Consider the following 18,939-nt stretch of genomic DNA (forward strand, 5'->3'; position numbering starts at 1 on the left):
GTGGTCTTATGAAACATATATGGAATCGGACGGCAAAAGGTATCATGGTCTTATTGTTCATAGTGCTGCTTCTGGCGGCGGCAGCCTTCCCCAGCATGGCGTCGGAAGAATCCAAGGTGCTGCGTGTGGCATTTCCGCAGACTAAGGGGTATTCCATGACCACGGAGGATGGGGAACACTATGGGATTGTGGTCGATGCCCTTGACGAGATAGCCAAGTATACCGGATGGAAATATGAGTATATTGACGCAAATAGTGAGGATCTGCTGGAGCGTTTTGAAGCCGGTGAATTTGATCTGATGGGCGGCCAGTACTATATGGACGGATTTGAAGAATATTTCGGATATCCAGAGTATAACTGCGGATATAGTAAATTGATCCTGCTGGCGAGAAAAGATGATGACAGGATCAAAAGCTATGATTTCAGCTCCTTTAACGGCAAGACCATTGGGGTATTTGAACGGGCCACGGAGAATATCCGCAGGCTTCAGATATACCTGGATCTCAATGATCTGGACTGTACGCTTAAATACTATAATTATGACCAGCTGATGGAGACGGGAAGCCTGAAGCAATTTTTGGAAAACGGTGAGGTGGACCTTTTGTTGGGCAACAGCGCAGATTCCGGTGACCCGTTCTATATAGCTGCTTCTTTCGATTCTCAGCCTCATTATATCGTCACTGCGCCGGGCAACCAGGAGATTTTGGACGGATTGAACATGGCCCTGGAAAAGATTTATGAGGCGGATCCAAATTTTGCAAAAAAAATTTACGAAGCGAATTTTCCAGAAGCCGCAAATCTCAATGCGGGTATCAGCAAAGAGGAAAAGGAATATATCTCCCAAAAAGGAACGGTGACGGTTGCGGTCCCGAAAGAATGGCATCCGCTTTTCTGCCTTAATAACGATGACAGCCATAATGGTTTCGTTCCGGATATTCTGGAGAAGATATCCGATTATTCCGGGCTGCAGTTCACCTATCTGTACTGCGACAGTTATGATAAGGCTCTTGAAATGCTGCAGCGGGGAGAAGCCGACATTCAGGCATTTTTCCTGGGCTCCGATGAAGACGCCATAGAAGAGGACCTGGCGCTGACGGCATCCTATGTGGAGCTGGATTCTATTTTAGTGAGGAACAAAGAATCCAGTTATCCGGCGGAAGGCCTGACAGGAGCCATTTTAAAAGGACAGAAAATGCCGCAGAATATCGTGGCGGACAATGTGATAGAGTATTCGAATATGACAGAGGCGTTGTCGGACGTCAATCGGGGAAAGGTGGACTTTTTCTATGGCGTCTCAAGCCGCCTCGAGAGCATCATCCAGGCAAATAATTTCACAAACCTGATGCAGGTGAACCTAATCAACGATATTCAGGATATCTGCTTTGCGCTGAAAAGCCCGGCGGAGCCGGAGCTGCTCTCCATCCTGAACAAGTCCATCAACACTATTTCCAGCGAAGAGAAGGCAGCGATCGGCAGCCGGAATTTGATATCGATCGGGGAATCTCATATGACGCTTCTCAACATCGTGTATGCCAATCCGGCGCTGGCAGTGGGAGTGGTTGCCACGGTCCTTATCCTTCTGCTGATTGTGGTGATCATCATCAGCCGGTCCCGCCTTCATGCCGCCACCATGCGGGCTGAATTGGCAAAGGCAGAGGCGGATAACCGGGCAAAGAGTGAATTTCTGTCCCGAATGAGCCACGAGATCCGGACGCCGATGAACGCCATTGTAGGGCTTACGGATTTGATGGGGATGACAGAAGGACTGCCGGAAAAGGCGAAAGATAATCTTGTAAAAATAAAATCCTCTACCCGATATCTCCTTCGCCTGATCAATGATATCCTGGACATGAGCCGGATTGAAAGCGGGAAGATGTCAATAGCCAGGGAATCCTTCTCACTTCATGCCATATTGGATGAGATAGAGGACATGATGAAACAGGAGGCCTCCGGAAAAGGGCTCAGATTTTGTCTGCAAAAAGAGATACAGGACGATGCGCTGGTGGGTGATGCCATCCGCCTGCGTCAGGTGATGCTCAACCTGCTTTCCAACGCGTTTAAATTTACCCCGGCCGGAGGCACAGTCTTGCTTCGGATCACAGAAAATGTTTCAACGGATCAAGAGGCTGCTTTTACCATACGGGTCATCGATACAGGGATTGGGATTGCCGCAGAGGAGCAGCAGCGTATTTTCAAGAGCTTTGAACAGCTTGGTTCAAATTATTCCATGAGTCAGGGGACCGGACTCGGCCTGGCCATCAGCAAAAGCATCGTCCAGCTGATGGGGAGCGAGCTTTGTCTCAAGAGCGAGCCCGGGAAGGGAAGCGAATTCTATTTTACGTTTACACTTCAGAAAGGGTGCTTGTCGGAAGAACAGACAGCAGGGCTGGAGGCCGGAACAGAGACACTCGGGGGAATCAAGATCCTGCTGGCAGAGGATAACGACCTGAACGCGGAGATTGCGGAAGAGCTGCTCCGTGCCAAAGGAGCAGAGGTAAGACGGGCAGAGAACGGAAAAGAAGCACTGGAGGTGTTTGAGAAGAGCCGCCCAGGAGAATATCTTGTGATTCTTATGGACATCCAGATGCCGGAGATGAACGGGCTGGAGGCAGCGGCGGCTGTCCGCAGGCTGCAGCGGCCGGACGCGGGAACCATCCCGATCATCGCAATGACGGCAAATGCCTTTAAGGAGGACAAGGATTCTGCAATAGAGGCAGGAATGACCGGATTCATCCCGAAGCCCATTGATGTAAATGTTCTGTACCGGGAGCTGCATCAAGTGCTGAAAAAGGGAACGGACGGAAAAGAAGGATATTGAAGTAGTCTGTGGGAAAGCTGCCCACGGCGGGGATACCGCCGTGGGCAGCTTTTTACCATTAAAGAATTCGTCAAAAAATTACTTTGATTTTACCAACTGTCGCAGGCATAGTTTACATGGAGCGTTTATAGTAGTCATGTAACTTTCTATCAGTGGGAAAGTAATAAATAAAAGAGGAGAGAAACTATGAAAAAGAAATTGACAAAGATTGCCGCCATGACAATGGCTGTGGGGATGGCCATGACATCCCTGATAGGCTGCGGACCGTCTGATGCGGCCGCATCGGGCGCGACCGGGGCGGCTCAAGTGACTACAGCCGCGGAGAGCACTGCGGAAACAGTAAATACTCAGAAACAGCAGACAGAGTCCGGAATACCTAAATATATCTTTTTGTTTATCGGAGACGGGATGAGCTATCCTCAGATACAGTCTGCCGCATATTATATGGGAACCGCGGGAAGTTCAGGAGGGGTGGAAACGGACGAACTCTCCTTTATGGATTTTCCGGTGGCAGGCTCCGCACAGACCTTTGACAGCACTTCGTTCTGCCCTGATTCCGCTTCAACAGCGACCTCGATCGCCACAGGAAACAAGACATACAGCGGAGTCATTAATATGGACACGTCACTGACTGTTCCCTATGAAACGATGGCAGAAAAACTGAAGGAGCAGATGGGATATAAGATTGGCATTCTTTCTACCGTGAACTTAAATCATGCGACTCCCGCCGCTTTTTATGCTCATCAGGATTCCAGGAACAACTACTATGAGATTGGCCAGGAACTTATCGACAGTGGGTTTGATTATTTTGCAGGCGGCGCTCTGCTGAAGGACACAGGCGCTGACAAAGACAAGACCAGCATTTATGATCTGGCAGCGGAAGCCGGGTATAAAGTGATTAAGACAGAAGCAGAGGCGGAGGCGCTGACCAGTGAAGATGGCAAAGCAATTGTCATCGCGGAACAGTTGGCAGACGCGGATGCCATGAATTATCAGGTTGACGTGAAAGACGATCAGATGGTTCTGGCTGACTATGTGGAGAAAGGAATTGAAGTTCTGGATAATGACAACGGGTTTTTCATGATGGTGGAAGGCGGAAAGATTGACTGGGCCTGTCATGCCAATGATGCCGGATCCAGCATTGGGGATGTGACTGCTCTGGACGCGGCGGTGGAGAAAGCCATTGAGTTTTATGAGGAACATCCCGATGAAACTCTGATTCTGGTAACGGGGGATCATGAGACAGGCGGTCTGACTATTGGATTTGCGGGCACCAATTATGATACCTATATGACGAACCTGGGCAATCAGAAGATTTCCTACGCGAAATTTGACGAGGAATATGTCGCGAAGTATAAAGAAGAGAAGACAGATTTTGATACAGTCCTTGCAGATGTGAAGGAGCTGTTCGGTCTGATGAAGGCGGGTGATCCTGATGCGTCGGAGGATTCTGCTCTTGTGCTGACAGATTACGAGCTTCAGAGACTGGAGACGGCATATAACAGGACACTGGAGGTGGGCGCCGCAAAACAGGACGAGATGAGCCAGGAGGAATATGTTCTTTACGGTACCTATGAGCCGCTCTCTGTGACGATTACTCATATTCTCAATAATAAGTCCGGCATTGCGTTTACCTCTTATTCTCACACAGGACTTCCTGTGCCGGTATTTGCCCAGGGTGCCGGCTGCGAACTGTTTGAAGGTTACTACGACAATACCGATATTTATAATAAGATCGCATCTCTCACCGGAATTGAGTGAAGCAGAATACGGAGGAATGAATGAGGCAGAAGATTTGGAGTCAGATGCCGCTCTTCATTGGAATCGTACTCCTGAGCATCCTCATAGCCCTTCCTACGGGCTATGAGGATGCTGTGATTTATAAGGGTACTGACAGATGTGCGGCAACTGTGGTTTCAGTGGATAATAGTACGATCATCGACACAGGGCTGATTCGTTCCGGTGAGCAGAAATGCACCATACGGCTGGACGGCGGCCGCTTTAAAGGACAGGAAACCTCTGGTATTAATATGCTGACAGGCTCTTTAGAACAAGATAAGATATTTCAGGAGGGAGACAGGGCTATGGTGGTCATCAGCTACAAGGATGACACGATTCTGTCAGTCAATATGATCGACATTTACCGGATGGACAAAGAGCTGTGGCTGGGAATCGCCTTTGCGCTTCTCCTTGTCTGCTTTGCTGGAAAGAAAGGCTTTCAGTCCCTCCTGTCCTTTGGCATTACGATTCTTTCCATATGGAAGATTATTGTGCCGTCCTGTCTGAACGGGATGAACGCCATCCTCATCAGCCTTTTAGTCGTCAGTATCCTGACGGCGGTGATTTTTGCTCTGGTATATGGGTTTGACAGACGATTTCTGACAGCCGTGTGCGGCTCTCTTTTGGGGATAGCGGCCACCTGTATCCTGGGGATTCTCCTCACGGATGCATTTCAGATACACGGGGCGGTCATGCCCTACTCAGAGAGCCTTATTTACAGCGGATTTGAAAATCTGAATTTGACCCAGATATTCATGAGCAGTATCTTTATCGGGGCTTCCGGAGCCGTGATGGATCTGGCGGTGGATATCACCTCGGCTATCCATGAAGTAGTGGAAAAACGACCGGACATCTCCAGGTGGGAGGCTGTGAAATCGGGCGTCCATGTGGGACGTGCGGCAATGGGGACCATGACCACTACGCTTCTTTTGGCTTATTCCGGGGGATATCTGGCACTTCTCATGGTGTTCATGGCTCAGGGAACTCCCATCTATAATATCCTGAATTATAAACATGTGGCATCGGAAATCCTGCATACTGTCGTAGGGAGTATCGGACTGGTCACAGTCGCTCCATTCACGGCGATGGTAGGAGGGATGATGCTGACCAGGAAAAAGAGGGCGGAAAATTGACAGAAGAAAGTATAAAAAGCCCGCGGCGTGCTGCCGCGGGCTTTTCCTTTGTTCAGAAGGACTATTCATGAGATTCTTTTTCAGGTTCTGCCTGCCCGTCTTTTTCCTCCGGTTTGTCCGGCATGCTTTCCGACCCCGCGGGATTCCTGTTTCTCATCTGTTTAGTGATCAGCAGAAACGCGTACAGAACAATCGGGACAGCAACGGTAGCATATAGAGAAGCACTCAGCCAGGACTTGGCCTGAGAGCTGTCTGATATGGAAAAAATTAAAGTGACGATATAAATGCCGGCCAGCAGGGCCGCGCAGATTATACAGACGATCTGTTTAAGTTTCTTCATGGCGATTTACCTCTTTCGTCTTTGGCTGAGCCATATATGTTTCAATTATTATATCCTGGTTCCGGCCAGAAAGCAAATGTTACACATTGGAAAAAGTGTAGTATTTTATGTGACATCAAATGAGGTCTGTATCTGGGAATGGGAGAAGAAAGATTTTATAATATAATTATGATCGGGAAAGGCGCTGACAAAAGGCGCGGAAGGAAACAAAATGGATGGGGGATGGTAGAAAAGTGAATATTTGGGAGACGCTTCTCACCTCCGCAGGTCTTTCTCTGGATGTGTATGCAGTCGCGATCTGCAAGGGAGCGGTAGTAGGGCAGATTGATAAAAAAAAGCTGGTCCAGATGTGCGTGATCTTTTCCGCGTGGCAGGTGGGCGCGCTTCTGACCGGGAACCTGGTCATGCTGGTTCCGGCATTTGCGGAACAGTCCCGGCACATCACCTTGGTCTGGTATGGGATTGCCGCGGCGATACTTTTGGGAGTTGGCGTCTATATGCTTCAGAAGGGGGTACGAAAGAAACCGATTTTTGAACAGCTTGAGGCCTGGGGGAGCGTAAAGGAAATGTGTCTGCTGGGGCTCGCCACCAGTGTAGACGCGTTTTTGACAGGCGTTGGATTTGCATTTATGGAGACGGGGCTTGCGAAGGAGACTCTGGCAGTGGGGATTCTGACCGCTGCCGCCGTGGTATTGGGCGTTTATACCGGATACCGCCTGGGATATGAGCAGAAATACAAAGCCCATTTCATCGGAGGCCTTTTGCTCACTCTGGTCAGTTTGGAGATTTTCATCAGTTATCTTTTATAAAGAAGAAAGGAAGGGAATTGTTATGAGTACATTATCGCATAAAGCTGCGAGGGCCAGTTTTGGATCGGCCATTGACGCGGCGCTAAAGCACGTAAATAAAGACCGGGAGAAAGGACTGCTGCAGCTGGTGGATCTGACGGAGAAATTCATGGGAGGGCAGTTCCTCCCAGAATCTTACGAAGGGGCCAGGAGGATGATTCAGGATCCGGACTCCAAATGGATGCAGTATGTCAACCGGCTAATGGACGAGATTGATCCCAACGTCATTAAAATGTCGGCTCTTAACCTGGGATATGAGGCTGCTTTCCATGGAACAAAGACCATCCGCCGAATGAGGGAAATCCACGGATGCAATATCCCATGGCTGATTCTCATGGATCCCACCAGCGCATGCAATCTCCACTGTACCGGCTGCTGGGCCGCGGAGTATGGCCATAAGCTGAACCTGACCTATGAAGAGATGGACAGTATCATCACCCAGGGCAAAGAGCTGGGTATTTATTTCTATATGCTGACCGGCGGGGAACCTTTGATGAGAAAGAAAGACATCATCAGGCTTTGCAGGAAGCATCATGACTGCGCTTTCCATGCGTTTACCAACGGGACATTGGTGGACGAGGCTTTTTGCAGGGAAATGAAAGAGGCCGGGAATTTGTCACTTTCCATCAGTCTGGAAGGGTTTGAGGAGGTCAATGACCTGCGGAGGGGAGACGGCGTATTCGGCCGGGTCATGGAAGCCATGGATATTCTGAAGCGGAACGGACAGCTGTTCGGCACATCCATCTGCTATACGAGTAAAAATGTGGAGACTGTAACCTCGGATGAATTTCTGGATATGATCATAGAAAAGGGATGCCGTTTTTCCTGGTATTTTCACTATATGCCCGTTGGAAATGAGGCGGCGCCGGAGCTTCTGCCCACAAAAGAGCAGCGGACCTATATGTATCACAGGATCCGCGAAATCCGGGGGAATACCGGGGGCAAGCAGATATATACCATGGACTTTCAGAATGACGGTGAGTTTGTGGGAGGCTGTATCGCCGGAGGAAGGAATTACTGCCATATCAACCCCAACGGTGATGTGGAGCCGTGTGTGTTCATCCATTATTCCGGCGCGAATATCCGGGAGACCACGCTCCTGGAGGCTTTGAAACAGCCGCTTTTTATGGCCTATCGTGATAACCAGCCGTTTAACGGAAACCATCTGCGCCCCTGCCCCATGCTGGAGAATCCGGAGATCCTGGAACAGATGGTGAGAGAGACGGGAGCACATTCCACAGATCTTCAATCAGAAGAGCCGGTGGAGCATTTGTGCGAAAAATGCAGAGAATATGCCGCGGAATGGAAGCCGGAAGCAGAAGCGCTCTGGGAGAAGCATCATTTTGAACAAAAGGGATACTGCAATTATAAAAATAAGTCAGAGGGAAGAAAATAGGACATATACTTTATGCCGGAGAGAATTTATGCTATAATATACGAGAAGAAACGGATTACGCCGGTCTGGCGCTGAACAGAACAGAAGGCGGCCGGGTTGTTTTGTGACTGGCGAAAGGGCGGTTGACATGGAACGGAAAAGAGAAGCGACGAGAATTCTCTTAGAGGAAGGGCTGAAAGAGCTTATGAGGACCCGTTCCTTTGACAAGATCACGGTAAAGATGATCACAGATGAGGCAGGAGTTCTCCGCCCCACATTTTATAACTATTACCGTGACAAATATGAGCTTTTGGAGGGCGTATTTCAGGGCGATATCGGCGAGCGGATGGAAGAACTGATTCAGGACGGCATGGAAGAAGATGCCATAAGGGTTCTGTTTCTGCGGCTGGAGCGGGACCGGGCCTTTTATAAAAAGGCATTTGAGATCACCGGACAGAATTCCTTTGAGGAGATCCTGGAGCAGTACCTATATCAGATGTTTATGGAATGTCTGTTGAAATATCCTCTTAAGACTCAGCCGGGCATAAAGATATGGAAAGAGGAGGTTATTGCCAAATATTATTCCATAAGCCTTGCCAGCGTGATAAAGGGATGGATCACGGAGGACAAGATGGAGATGTCCGCGGACGAGGTCACCAAAGGGTACTATCTGCTGCTCACCCATTCGATATTTGACCTGATAGACAAAAAGGAGCACCTATGAAAGTTTTGATTCTCTCCTGCAATACAGGGCAGGGGCATAATACCGCCGGAAGAGCGGTAAAGGAAGAGCTGAATCGGAGAGGCGTTGAGTGCCAGATGCTGGACGCCCTGAGATTTGCGAAGCCGAAGACTTCCAGGCGGACTACAAAGGTTTATGTGACTACCACTACTTCATTTCCGGGTGCTTTTGGGTTGGCGTACAAAGCGGGCGGCGCAATCAGCTCTGCGAGACGCAAGTCACCGGTTTATTTTGCAAACACTTTTTACGGAAAGGCCTTGTATTATTACATAAAAAAAGAGGGCTTTGACTGTGTCGTCCTTCCTCACCTGTTCCCGGCGGAAGCAATCACTTATATTAAGAAGCATTATCCGATGAAAGCATCCTGCTTTGCGGTGGCCACCGATTATACCTGTATTCCGTTTATGGAGGAGACAGACGCGGAAGCCTATTTCATTCCCAGCGACGAGCTGATTCCTGAGTTTGCTGACAGAGGGATTCCAAGAGAAAAACTGGTGCCAACCGGAATTCCGGTTTTTCGGAAATTTATGGACAGACGGGATAAAATGGAGACGAGACTCGGCCTGGGCTTGGGAACGGAAGGGCCGGTTGTGCTGATCATGACGGGAAGCATGGGCTTCGGAAATGTTTCCGGAATGGTTGAACGGATCGGCAGGGGCCTTCCGGAGGACGGCAGGATCATCGTGCTCGGCGGAAATAATGAAAAGCTGAAGGAAAAACTGAGAAGGGATTTCAAGGGAAACAAAAAGGTCATAGTGCTGGACTATACGAAGCAGGCAGATCTGTACATGGATATGTGCGACGTATTGGTGACGAAGCCGGGCGGTCTCACCAGCACCGAGGCGGCTGTGAAAGGGATACCACTGGTACATTCCGAGCCAATACCCGGATGTGAAACGAAAAATGCGGACTTTTTTTCCAGACATGGGATGTCAGTCCTCGGGAAAAATGAGAAAGAAGTGGGGAATCGGGTTCTGGAACTTTTAAAGAATGAAGCGGCCAGGAGAAATATGACAGAGGCGCAGAAGCACTATATCAATGCGAAGGCCGCTTCTGATATCTGCGACTATATGGAAGCATATTGCCGCAGCAGATAAGGCGGTGACAGAATGAGTCGGGGTTTGTTGGAAAGCTTGTTGTTTATGACGGCAGGATACCTGGCGGGAAGCGTGCTGTTCGGGTATCTCCTGCCAAAATACCGGAAGAATATGGACATAGAGCAGCTGAGCGAGGATCATAATCCAGGGACGGCCAATGTGATGAAATATGCGGGGCTGCCCCTTGGGATTCTGTGCCTTGTACTGGACATCGGAAAGGGATATCTTCCACTCATATGGGCGGGGCGGTTCATGGCTCCGGTCAGTCTCTGGTTTGCGGGTGTCATGGTTGCGCCGGTTCTGGGGCATGCGTTCCCGCTCTGGCGGAACATGCGCGGAGGAAAGGCGATAGCGGTCAGCTTCGGCGTGCTCCTGGGTGTACAGCGGTACAGCCATAGTGTCTGGCTGCTGGCGCTGATTTATCTGTTCTTGTCTCTGGTCGTGGTAATACGACCAAATGAACGGCGAAGCGTCTACACCTTTTTGCTGTTCGGGACGGTTTCAGGCGTAGCGCTGTTTTGCGGCAGCCTGCCGGGAATCTGTGTGGGCAATATTTTGATAGCCGCCGTGGTGGTCTGCAAAAACTGGGAAGGAGCAGCCTTCGGCAGTGAAGAGACCGGAAGAATAAAGCGCCGTTTGAAGCAGGCGGGGGAATAAGGCCCCGGCGCTCAGGAAGAGTAGCAGAGAATGGAGGGAATACCAGAGAATGAAAGACCAATTTCCTCGCACAAGGGCTTTCAGTCCTTAGAAATTGGTCTTTTTACATGAGACGCTTTGTCCTCATAATTCCGGCGCGCGAAGCCGGCTTTTTTGTTTATTTAAAATTGCTGTCCTCGGTCCGCCAAGAACAGGGCGGGCCGATGGCCCGCAGTTAAAACAGGGAGTTCCAGTGGATATACCTTACCGCACGAAGTGCGCTTGCCCGCAGGGCATGAATTAAGGGATGCCCTTGGGTATACCTTTAAATATCTTTTAAAACAAGCGTATCTTTACAACCAGATGAGGCAGGAGGAAATCCGCTTCCATCCAGGCGGCTCGCTGGCAGTCGTAACCACGATCTTTACGGCCTCCAGTCGGTCCTTTTCAACTGACATGGATAAATCGATATTTTTCCATGTCAGATTCCAATAAAAACCTGCATGAAATTCGGTTTTTACCTCCCTGCGGCCGGGAAGATCCTGCTAACGGCTCTGCGGCGCTCACCTTACGATGGGATCGGATCGTTCCTCCTGCTCCTCCTCCCGCACCAGAGTATCTTCCGTCTGCCTCAAAAGCTATTGGGGCGGTCTGCCGCAGCCCGCTGCCATAAGGCGCGCGGGCCGTGTGGATATCCGATCCTTTTCTGGAATCAAGGAAACGGAAATCATCCGAAACGGTGCGGCAGAAAGAATACCGGCAGAATGATTCCGGGCCGGCCTAAAGGTGAGCGCCGCAGGGCAGCGGCCGGTGTTCCCCAGGCGAAGGGAGGCAGAAACGAAAAATACCGATTCCGTTTCTGAGCGAACCGGAGACGGGAAATCATCCGGATTTCCCGCCGACATGTGAGCGGTACTCCTGGAGCGGGGATAAAGCGGCCCCTGCATCGCCAGCGAACCGAAATCGTGACGGCCCGGAACTTCTGCCGGTGCCTAACTGGAGCGTAATCGGAATTTACTAAAATGGTTCCAATAAGTATTTTATATCATACCCAAGGGCATCCCTTAATTCATGCCCTGCGGGCAGGCGCACTCCGTGCGGTAAGGTATATTTCTCAGTACAGGAGGACTGTATGTACAAGATTGCGATCATTGAGGACAACGACAATATCCGTTTGGAACTGGCCGCCTATTTTAAAGAACATGGTTATGAAACGGCCTGCTTCGGAGAAAAGCGGCCGGCTGGCGGAGCGGAAGAGTACAGGACATCGGAAGCGGAAGCGTGGGAAAACGCCGCGTCTTGGATGGCCGGAGAGATTCTGGAGGAAAGACCGGATATGATTCTCTTGGACATCAATCTGAACGAGACGGATGGTTTTGCCCTCTGCCGGAATATCAGAAAGGAATCGAAGGTCCCCATCATCTTTGTCACGGGGAGAGAAGGGGAATGGGACGAGCTGAAAGGAATCCGTCTGGGCGGAGACGATTTTATCCGGAAGCCTTACAGTCTTCCGGTCCTCCTCGCCAGGGTTGGCCGCATGCTGGAAAGGAACCGGGCGGGAGCGGGGGAGATACGGGTGGGGGGAGCGACGCTCAGCCTGGTCATGGGACAGCTGACCTGCGGCGAGATCTGTCTGGAGCTTTCACCTAAGGAGCTGCGTATGCTTTATTTTTTATGCCTGAACCAGGGAAAGGTGGTATCGAGGGATTCATTGATGGAATATCTCTGGGAGAACAAGATGTATGTGGATGAGAACATTCTGAATGTGAATTTGTCCCGATTGAGAAAACGGCTGGCCGACGCAGGGCTTTCCGAACTTGTGAAGACGGTCCCAAGAAAGGGATATAAAGTGGAGGCAGTGGAAAAATGACGGATTTCATGACTTACTGTATTGAAAAGGCCATGATGCTGGTGGGAAATCTGCTCTTGGCGGTGGCCCTGTCCATTTATATGGCTCTGCTTGGAAATCAGCTTGGAAATATCCTGTGGATTGATCTTATCTGGATCTTGATTCTTTTGGCGGTCCTTTTATCCGGCTATTGGAAATGGAAAAGGAAACAGAAGGAGACCTTTGAGAAGCTTGAAAGACTGGACCGAAAATACCTGATCGCGGAGATTTTGGAGGAGCCGGATCAGGCGGAGGGCAGGATGTACCATCAGATTCTTAAGAGCGCCTGCAAATCCATGGCGGATGAGATCCACGCGGCAAGGGAGACTACGGCGGCCTATAAAGAGTATATTGAAGAATGGATCCACGAGATAAAGACGCCTATCACGGCTATAGATTTGATCTGTAAAAATCATGAGACAGAAGAAACAGGACGGATCCGGGAAGAGCTGAGGAATGTAGACGGCCTGGTGGAGCAGGTGCTCTATTATGCCCGGAGCGAGAACGTGGAAAAGGATTATTTCATCAGAGAGCTGCAGCTGTCTGACGTGGTGAATCCGGCCGTCCGCTCCCAGCGGACCGCGATTCTGGAGAAGGGGATCCGCCTTATTGTAGAGGAGCTTCCGGAGACGGTCTGGACTGATGAGAAATGGATGACTTTTATTTTGAATCAGCTCCTTTCGAATGCCGTGAAATATGCCGGCAAGAAAGATCCTCAGATTTCTCTGCGCGCGGAGAAAACGGACGGCAGTGTACGGCTTTTTGTAGAGGACAATGGCTGCGGGATAAGTGAAAAGGATCTTCCGAGAGTATTTGAAAAGGGATTTACCGGAGGGGTCAGGGGCAATCAGAAAGCCACCGGGATGGGACTTTATCTTAGCAAAAAGCTGTGCGGGCGTCTGGGGCTGTCGCTGGATATCGATTCGGTCCAGGGAAGCTATACCAGGGCGGTCATCGGCTTCCCTGTGGGAGATTATGTGGATCCGGCCAGAAGTCCGGAAAAAACATTACAAAACTGTAAGTAAACAAAGGAAGCAATGCCTGCTATAGTGTACGTAGCAAATAAAACCGAAAAGGAGAACGGCGCATGGAAGCATTGCTGAAAATATCAAACGTAGAGAAATATTATGGCTCAAAGGCCTTTATGACAAAAGCCCTGGACAATATATCTTTCCAGGTGGAAAAGGGAGAGTTTTTAGGCATCATGGGAGCGTCTGGGAGCGGGAAGACGACCCTTTTAAACTGCATATCCACCATTGACAGTGTGACCGCGGGGCATATCCATCTGAGAGATACGGATATCACGGAACTCCGAGACAAGGAGCTGGCCAGATTCCGTATGGAAAATTTGGGTTTTGTATTCCAGGATTTCAATCTGCTGGATACCCTGACCATTGAGGAAAATATCGCGCTGGCCCCGCTTGTCAGCGGAAAAGAAGAGAATATAGGAAGCCATGTAAAAGAGATCGCGGAACGGCTTGGCATCGGGGATATCCTGAAAAAATTTCCATATGAAGTATCGGGAGGGCAGAAACAAAGATGTGCCTGTGCGCGGGCGCTGATAGGAAAACCGGCCCTTGTATTGGCCGATGAGCCCACGGGAGCTCTGGACTCGAAAGCGGCCGGGATGCTCCTGGAAAGCTTTACCGATATGAACCAGAACATGGACGCGACCATTTTGATGGTGACTCACGATCTGTTTTCCGCCAGCTACTGCAGCCGGATCTTATTTCTGCAGGACGGAAAGATATTCAATGAAATCTGGAGGGGAGGACGCACCAGAAAAGAATTTTTCGGTGAGATCATGGACGTAGTGACCTTCCTGGGAGGTGAAGCCGATGCTAGGTAAGGTGGCTTTCCGCAATGCCAGGCGGTCTGTGAAGGATTACGGGATTTATATGGTCACGGTGACCATTGCCTTTGCCCTGATATATGCGTATAATATGCTGATTTATTCCGATGACATCAAAGAGCTGAGCTCGTCCATGGACAGTATGACCATGGCAATCGTCATGGTGTCGGTCATAGTGGTCTTGGTGGTGGGCTGGCTGGTCTCCTATATGACAAGATTCATGCTTCAAAAGAGGAGCAAGGAGCTGGGGACGTATATGATGCTCGGGATCGCCAACCGTACCATCGCCCGGATGTTTCTGCTGGAACAGGTTTTTATGGGAGCCATAGCCGCTCTTTGCGGCATTCTTCTGGGCAGCTTTTTATATCAGATACTGGTCTCTATCATCATGAATATCTTCCATTCCCATTATGAGATTCGGCTGGCATTTTCTGTGCAGGCTCTCGTCCTGACTGGGATATACATTGCTCTCATCTATCTGTTTGCTTTGTTTTTTACCAGAAGGCGTCTGAAAAAGATGAAGATCTGCGACCTTCTGTACGCAGAGAAGAAAAACGAGAACACCGCCATCGGAAAGACAAAGGGGCATTGGATACTCCTGGTGTTCTCGGCAGCAGTCGGTTTCTATGGATGCTTCAGACTGTATCAGGCGTTTACCGATCCAGGAGGTGAAATAGGGACCGCGCTTATGACCGGCATCGCCTGTGTTATCTTGTGCCTGTATGGCTGCTATATCTTCCTTTCTGCTTTTCTCTCCAGACTGTTCTTAAAGAAAGAGAAAAGGAAATATAAAAAGGATAATATGTTCCTGTTCCGGAGCCTGACGGCCAAAATGAATACCATGAGTATAACGCTGGGAACGCTGGCTATGCTGATCACGCTCACGCTGGTAGCTTCTCAGGTGGCTCTATTGTTCAATGGATTTTTTGAGTCCCAGTCGGCCATATCCACCGGCTTTGACGTATTGGTGGCGAGTGATGTGGAGGAAAAGGAAGACAAAGACTTTGATTTTTCTTCCTATGTAAAATACCTGGAAGAAAACCTGGGTATTCATAAGAAGCTGGAATATGCTGTCCGGATGAGCGGAAACAGGACGATATGGAACTGGATAGAGGAACATTCCTCAAGGCTGGCCGTGAACTGGTACGACTACGATCCGGTCATCGCTTACAGTGACTATCAGGCGCTTCGGGATATCCAGGGATATGAGCCTGTCTTTTTGGAAAAGGATTCGTATCTGATCTCCTCTTTGGGGAATATTAAGGAATGTATCGGTTCTCAGAAAATCCCTCTGGAGATCGGCGGAAAGGAGTTGACCATGCAGGAATGTCGGCTGGAGAATTTCGCGCAGAACGGCATTAACGGCTATTATTACTTTCTGGTGGTGCCGGACGACATAGCGATAGAGCTTTCTGTAAGCGAAAGGGTGCTCGCTGTGGATACGGCCAAGGAGACGACGGAGCAGGATTATGAAAACCTGGATCAAATCAGAAATAAGATACCTGAGAAAAGCGTGTTTACAGATGAGAACGGGGAGATTCATGAATCGGTGATATTGAAAAGTGACGCCTGGATAGAAGTAAAGGGAAAGACCTTGAATGAAAAATACTCGTTTTTCACCGTATTTTCCTTCGCTTTGTTTTATCTGTCCCTGATCTTCAGTTGTGTGGTGGCTACTATCCTGGTGGTTCAGCAGCTGAGCGAGGCCTCCAGATACAAGTTCCGGTATCAGGTGCTCTCCAACCTGGGAATGACGAAAAGCCGGATGGAGCGGCTGATATTTAAACAGATGATCTTCTATTTTGGGGCTCCCCTGATTCTCCCGGTGTTCTTAAGCGCGTTTATTACGTTCTGCGTGAATGAACTGTGCCGGATGTTTGTGGGGATGGCGTTGTTCCTGCCCTCTGTGCTGGGAGCTCTGGGCCTGTTCTTTCTGGTGTATCTGCTGTATTTCGCCGCGGCCTATATCAGTTATAGGAAAAGTGTGCTAGAATAAGAAACGGAACAGAAGGAGAGAAGGTTCCCGGCGCACCGGCGCCGGAAATAAGGAGGACAGCATGATACAGAAGAGAATTCCGTTCACGGGAATCAGGAATGCGAGGGACTTAGGCGGCCACAGGACAAAGGACGGACGTCTTTTAAGGGAGCACAGGCTGATTCGCAGCGGCGCTTTGACCCGCGCCACGAAGGAGGATATCCGGATTTTGACAGAGGAATATGGCGTGCACACCATCGTGGACTTCCGGACGCTGACCGAATATGAAAGTGAACCGGATCCGGAAATTCCCGGCGTGCGCATGATTCATGATCCGATCTTAAAAAAGCTGGAGGGCGGCCTCACCAGGCAGACGGACAGCATGCCGGAGTATGAGAGACCGGTAGAAATGATGATGTGGCTGGCTGAAAGGCTGGGAGGAAAGGCCCTGGATTATATGACTTCCCTGTATCCGGTCCTGGTGACCGACGAGCATTGTGTGACCCATTATAAAAGCTTTTTTGAGCTGCTTCTTTCCAATGAGGAGGGGGCGGTCCTGTGGCACTGTACGGCCGGGAAGGATCGGGCCGGCACAGGCGCGGCTCTGGTCCTGTGTGCCCTGGGAGTGGACGAGGATGCTATCATAGAGAATTATCTTTATACCAACGACTGTCTTGAAGAGGAGACCACAGGTTTGCTGGAAGAAGCACGGGCTCTGGGAGCGGGGGCTGAATTGCTGGAGGAAATCCGTATTCTGAATTCAGTGGACCGGAGATATCTGGAAAAGGAATTTGAGACCATGAAAACCGTCTATGGATCCATGGAAGCATTTTTGGAGGGCCCCTTGGGATTGACAGAGGAGAAGCTCGAAAGGCTTCGGGAGCTGTATCTGGAGGGAAGCTTATGATATTTGCAGGCAGCCATATCTCTTCTGCTAAGGGATATACGGCGATGGGAAAACAGATCGAAAAGCTGGGAGGAAATACCTTCGGCTTTTTCACGAGGAATCCCAGAGGAGGAAAAGCGAAGGAAATAAAGCCGGAGGACGTGGAGGGATTTCTGGAGATATCAGCCAGACTGAAATTCGGTCCTCTGGTAGCCCATGCCCCTTATACCCTTAACGCATGCGCCGCCAAAGAAAATCTGAGGGATTTTGCGAGAGACGTCATGAGAGACGATTTGAAACGGCTGGAGTATACGCCGGGGAATTATTACAATTTCCATCCGGGATGCCATGTGGGGCAGGGGACGGAAAAAGGTATAGAACTGATTGCCGAAATCTTAAATGAGATCATCACACCGGAACAGCATACAGTAGTACTCTTGGAAACCATGGCAGGAAAAGGAAGCGAAATCGGCGGCCGGTTCGAGGAGCTTCGCGAAATACTGGACAGAGTGGATCTTTCGGATAAGATTGGAGTATGTCTGGATACTTGTCACGTATGGGATGCCGGCTACGATATTGTGGACGATCTGGATGGAGTGCTCGGAGAATTTGACCGGGTGATCGGCCTGAGCAGGCTGAAGGCTCTTCATACCAATGACAGTCAGAATCCGAGGGGAAGCCATAAGGACCGTCACGCTACTCTGGGGAACGGCACCATAGGCAGGGATGCTTTCGCCCGGCTGGTGAACCATCCGGCCGTACAGGGACTGCCCTGTATCATGGAAACGCCCAACGACGACGCGGGATGGACGGAAGAGATCGCTTTTATGAAGGATGCCTGCATACAGCGAGGGCGGAGCGGAACATCGGAACAGGAGGCGAGACAATGAAAGAGGAAATAAGTTCCAACTATGAGAAGCTGAGCGAACAGTGGCGCAGGGATTTCCTGGGATGGGACCAGGAAGCAATGTGCAGGAAGCTGGGAATAACAGATTATGACGAGGACAGCATCAGGCTGTCCTATTTTGGCATACTCTATAGGATCGACAGGAAAACAGGGCTCATAAGCCGTCCAGATGAACCGGAATATGTGCCTTCCTTCAATACGCAGATGGCAATCTATCATTTGCTTTACTATTCGTCAGAGCACCCTCATAATTCGGGAGAGTGGGTGAATTTCCGGGAGGTAAAAAAAGCCGGCGTGTTTGAAAAGGCGTTTGAAAAAATCGTGCTCCGGCCCTTTGCGCAGGCGTTTGCCGGAAGGACAGAAGCATTTGAAGAAGCGGGGAGGAAGCTGGGCTTTGTTCCGATTCCGTATGGGGATGCGGCGTTTGAGGTGTCTGTGTTCTCATGTATTCCCATACGGGTGATGTTCTGGGACGGTGATGAGGAATTCCCGGCGAAGCTAACGATGCTTTTTGACAAAAATATCACACAGTTCACCCATCCTGAGACGGTGGTGCTCCTGGCAGAGGAGTGTATGAGGCTTTTTCTAAAGATGTTGTGAATTTTATTAGCCGGTGCTAAGATAGAAGAGGATTGGCAAGTACCATCTCGGAGAGAAAAAGA

At 49.9% G+C, this 18,939-nt stretch carries 17 protein-coding genes; 16 read left to right on the top strand and 1 reads right to left on the bottom strand.

Annotation, left to right across the window (positions count from 1 at the left end):
• The first annotated feature begins 8 nt into the window (after window positions 1-8).
• The 3 genes from H9Q78_RS10160 (at window position 9) to H9Q78_RS10170 (ending at window position 5,731) form a co-directional block, all read left to right on the top strand.
• Window positions 9-2,819, top strand: a complete 2,811-nt coding sequence (locus H9Q78_RS10160; RefSeq protein ID WP_249301488.1) for an ATP-binding protein — start codon at window positions 9-11, stop codon at window positions 2,817-2,819.
• A gap of 186 nt (window positions 2,820-3,005) precedes the next feature.
• A complete protein-coding gene (locus H9Q78_RS10165; RefSeq protein WP_249301490.1) occupies window positions 3,006-4,580 on the top strand; it encodes an alkaline phosphatase in 1,575 nt (524 codons plus the stop codon).
• A 20-nt stretch (window positions 4,581-4,600) separates the two neighbouring features.
• Window positions 4,601-5,731 carry a YibE/F family protein gene (locus H9Q78_RS10170; protein WP_249301492.1) on the top strand — a complete coding sequence of 377 codons (1,131 nt, stop codon included), beginning with the start codon at window positions 4,601-4,603 and terminating at the stop codon, window positions 5,729-5,731.
• 61 nt (window positions 5,732-5,792) lie between these two features.
• On the opposite strand, the gene H9Q78_RS10175 is transcribed toward H9Q78_RS10170, so the two are convergent.
• Window positions 5,793-6,071, bottom strand: coding sequence for a hypothetical protein (locus tag H9Q78_RS10175; protein ID WP_249301494.1), 279 nt, complete (start codon window positions 6,069-6,071; stop codon window positions 5,793-5,795).
• Window positions 6,072-6,286: 215 nt separating this feature from the next.
• On the opposite strand from H9Q78_RS10175, the gene H9Q78_RS10180 reads away from it, so the two are divergent.
• The 13 genes from H9Q78_RS10180 (at window position 6,287) to H9Q78_RS10240 (ending at window position 18,877) form a co-directional block, all read left to right on the top strand.
• Complete coding sequence (locus H9Q78_RS10180) at window positions 6,287-6,880, top strand: manganese efflux pump MntP (RefSeq protein WP_249301497.1); 594 nt, start codon at window positions 6,287-6,289, stop codon at window positions 6,878-6,880.
• 22 nt (window positions 6,881-6,902) lie between these two features.
• Window positions 6,903-8,315 carry a radical SAM protein gene (locus H9Q78_RS10185; RefSeq protein ID WP_249301499.1) on the top strand — a complete coding sequence of 471 codons (1,413 nt, stop codon included), beginning with the start codon at window positions 6,903-6,905 and terminating at the stop codon, window positions 8,313-8,315.
• A gap of 127 nt (window positions 8,316-8,442) precedes the next feature.
• Window positions 8,443-9,018 (top strand): TetR/AcrR family transcriptional regulator C-terminal domain-containing protein, encoded by a 576-nt coding sequence (locus H9Q78_RS10190; protein ID WP_249301501.1) that lies wholly within the window; start codon window positions 8,443-8,445, stop codon window positions 9,016-9,018.
• Entirely contained in the window at window positions 9,015-10,133 is a 1,119-nt protein-coding gene (locus H9Q78_RS10195) for an MGDG synthase family glycosyltransferase (RefSeq protein WP_249301503.1), read from the top strand. Before H9Q78_RS10190 ends, H9Q78_RS10195 begins: the two co-directional genes overlap by 4 nt.
• Before the next feature lie 12 nt (window positions 10,134-10,145).
• A complete protein-coding gene (locus H9Q78_RS10200; protein WP_249301505.1) occupies window positions 10,146-10,790 on the top strand; it encodes a glycerol-3-phosphate acyltransferase in 645 nt (214 codons plus the stop codon).
• A 552-nt stretch (window positions 10,791-11,342) separates the two neighbouring features.
• Complete coding sequence (locus H9Q78_RS10205) at window positions 11,343-11,537, top strand: hypothetical protein (RefSeq protein WP_249301508.1); 195 nt, start codon at window positions 11,343-11,345, stop codon at window positions 11,535-11,537.
• A 364-nt stretch (window positions 11,538-11,901) separates the two neighbouring features.
• Window positions 11,902-12,639 carry a response regulator transcription factor gene (locus H9Q78_RS10210; protein ID WP_249301510.1) on the top strand — a complete coding sequence of 246 codons (738 nt, stop codon included), beginning with the start codon at window positions 11,902-11,904 and terminating at the stop codon, window positions 12,637-12,639.
• A complete protein-coding gene (locus H9Q78_RS10215; protein ID WP_249301512.1) occupies window positions 12,636-13,682 on the top strand; it encodes a sensor histidine kinase in 1,047 nt (348 codons plus the stop codon). The genes H9Q78_RS10210 and H9Q78_RS10215 overlap by 4 nt, the downstream gene beginning before the upstream one ends.
• Window positions 13,683-13,744: 62 nt before the next feature.
• Window positions 13,745-14,506, top strand: a complete 762-nt coding sequence (locus H9Q78_RS10220; protein ID WP_249301516.1) for an ABC transporter ATP-binding protein — start codon at window positions 13,745-13,747, stop codon at window positions 14,504-14,506.
• A complete protein-coding gene (locus tag H9Q78_RS10225; protein WP_249301518.1) occupies window positions 14,496-16,505 on the top strand; it encodes an FtsX-like permease family protein in 2,010 nt (669 codons plus the stop codon). The genes H9Q78_RS10220 and H9Q78_RS10225 overlap by 11 nt, the downstream gene beginning before the upstream one ends.
• 61 nt (window positions 16,506-16,566) lie before the next feature.
• Window positions 16,567-17,391, top strand: coding sequence for a tyrosine-protein phosphatase (locus tag H9Q78_RS10230; RefSeq protein ID WP_249301520.1), 825 nt, complete (start codon window positions 16,567-16,569; stop codon window positions 17,389-17,391).
• Window positions 17,388-18,260, top strand: a complete 873-nt coding sequence (locus H9Q78_RS10235) for a deoxyribonuclease IV (protein WP_249301523.1) — start codon at window positions 17,388-17,390, stop codon at window positions 18,258-18,260. The genes H9Q78_RS10230 and H9Q78_RS10235 overlap by 4 nt, the downstream gene beginning before the upstream one ends.
• On the top strand, window positions 18,257-18,877 hold the full coding sequence (locus H9Q78_RS10240) for a DUF3786 domain-containing protein (RefSeq protein ID WP_249301524.1): 621 nt from the start codon (window positions 18,257-18,259) through the stop codon (window positions 18,875-18,877). Before H9Q78_RS10235 ends, H9Q78_RS10240 begins: the two co-directional genes overlap by 4 nt.
• Window positions 18,878-18,939: the final 62 nt, after the last annotated feature.

The organism is Qiania dongpingensis (assembly GCF_014337195.1).
Taxonomy (GTDB): domain Bacteria; phylum Bacillota; class Clostridia; order Lachnospirales; family Lachnospiraceae; genus Lientehia; species Lientehia dongpingensis.

Bases quoted from the DNA above. Each gene is read 5' to 3' on its own strand.
- H9Q78_RS10160 (WP_249301488.1), top strand. From the start codon at position 9: ATGAAACATATATGGAATCGGACGGCAAAAGGTATCATGGTCTTATTG.
- H9Q78_RS10165 (WP_249301490.1), top strand. From the start codon at position 3,006: ATGAAAAAGAAATTGACAAAGATTGCCGCCATGACAATGGCTGTGGGG.
- H9Q78_RS10170 (WP_249301492.1), top strand. From the start codon at position 4,601: ATGAGGCAGAAGATTTGGAGTCAGATGCCGCTCTTCATTGGAATCGTA.
- H9Q78_RS10175 (WP_249301494.1), bottom strand. From the start codon at position 6,071: ATGAAGAAACTTAAACAGATCGTCTGTATAATCTGCGCGGCCCTGCTG.
- H9Q78_RS10180 (WP_249301497.1), top strand. From the start codon at position 6,287: ATGGGGGATGGTAGAAAAGTGAATATTTGGGAGACGCTTCTCACCTCC.
- H9Q78_RS10185 (WP_249301499.1), top strand. From the start codon at position 6,903: ATGAGTACATTATCGCATAAAGCTGCGAGGGCCAGTTTTGGATCGGCC.
- H9Q78_RS10190 (WP_249301501.1), top strand. From the start codon at position 8,443: ATGGAACGGAAAAGAGAAGCGACGAGAATTCTCTTAGAGGAAGGGCTG.
- H9Q78_RS10195 (WP_249301503.1), top strand. From the start codon at position 9,015: ATGAAAGTTTTGATTCTCTCCTGCAATACAGGGCAGGGGCATAATACC.
- H9Q78_RS10200 (WP_249301505.1), top strand. From the start codon at position 10,146: ATGAGTCGGGGTTTGTTGGAAAGCTTGTTGTTTATGACGGCAGGATAC.
- H9Q78_RS10205 (WP_249301508.1), top strand. From the start codon at position 11,343: ATGGGATCGGATCGTTCCTCCTGCTCCTCCTCCCGCACCAGAGTATCT.
- H9Q78_RS10210 (WP_249301510.1), top strand. From the start codon at position 11,902: ATGTACAAGATTGCGATCATTGAGGACAACGACAATATCCGTTTGGAA.
- H9Q78_RS10215 (WP_249301512.1), top strand. From the start codon at position 12,636: ATGACGGATTTCATGACTTACTGTATTGAAAAGGCCATGATGCTGGTG.
- H9Q78_RS10220 (WP_249301516.1), top strand. From the start codon at position 13,745: ATGGAAGCATTGCTGAAAATATCAAACGTAGAGAAATATTATGGCTCA.
- H9Q78_RS10225 (WP_249301518.1), top strand. From the start codon at position 14,496: ATGCTAGGTAAGGTGGCTTTCCGCAATGCCAGGCGGTCTGTGAAGGAT.
- H9Q78_RS10230 (WP_249301520.1), top strand. From the start codon at position 16,567: ATGATACAGAAGAGAATTCCGTTCACGGGAATCAGGAATGCGAGGGAC.
- H9Q78_RS10235 (WP_249301523.1), top strand. From the start codon at position 17,388: ATGATATTTGCAGGCAGCCATATCTCTTCTGCTAAGGGATATACGGCG.
- H9Q78_RS10240 (WP_249301524.1), top strand. From the start codon at position 18,257: ATGAAAGAGGAAATAAGTTCCAACTATGAGAAGCTGAGCGAACAGTGG.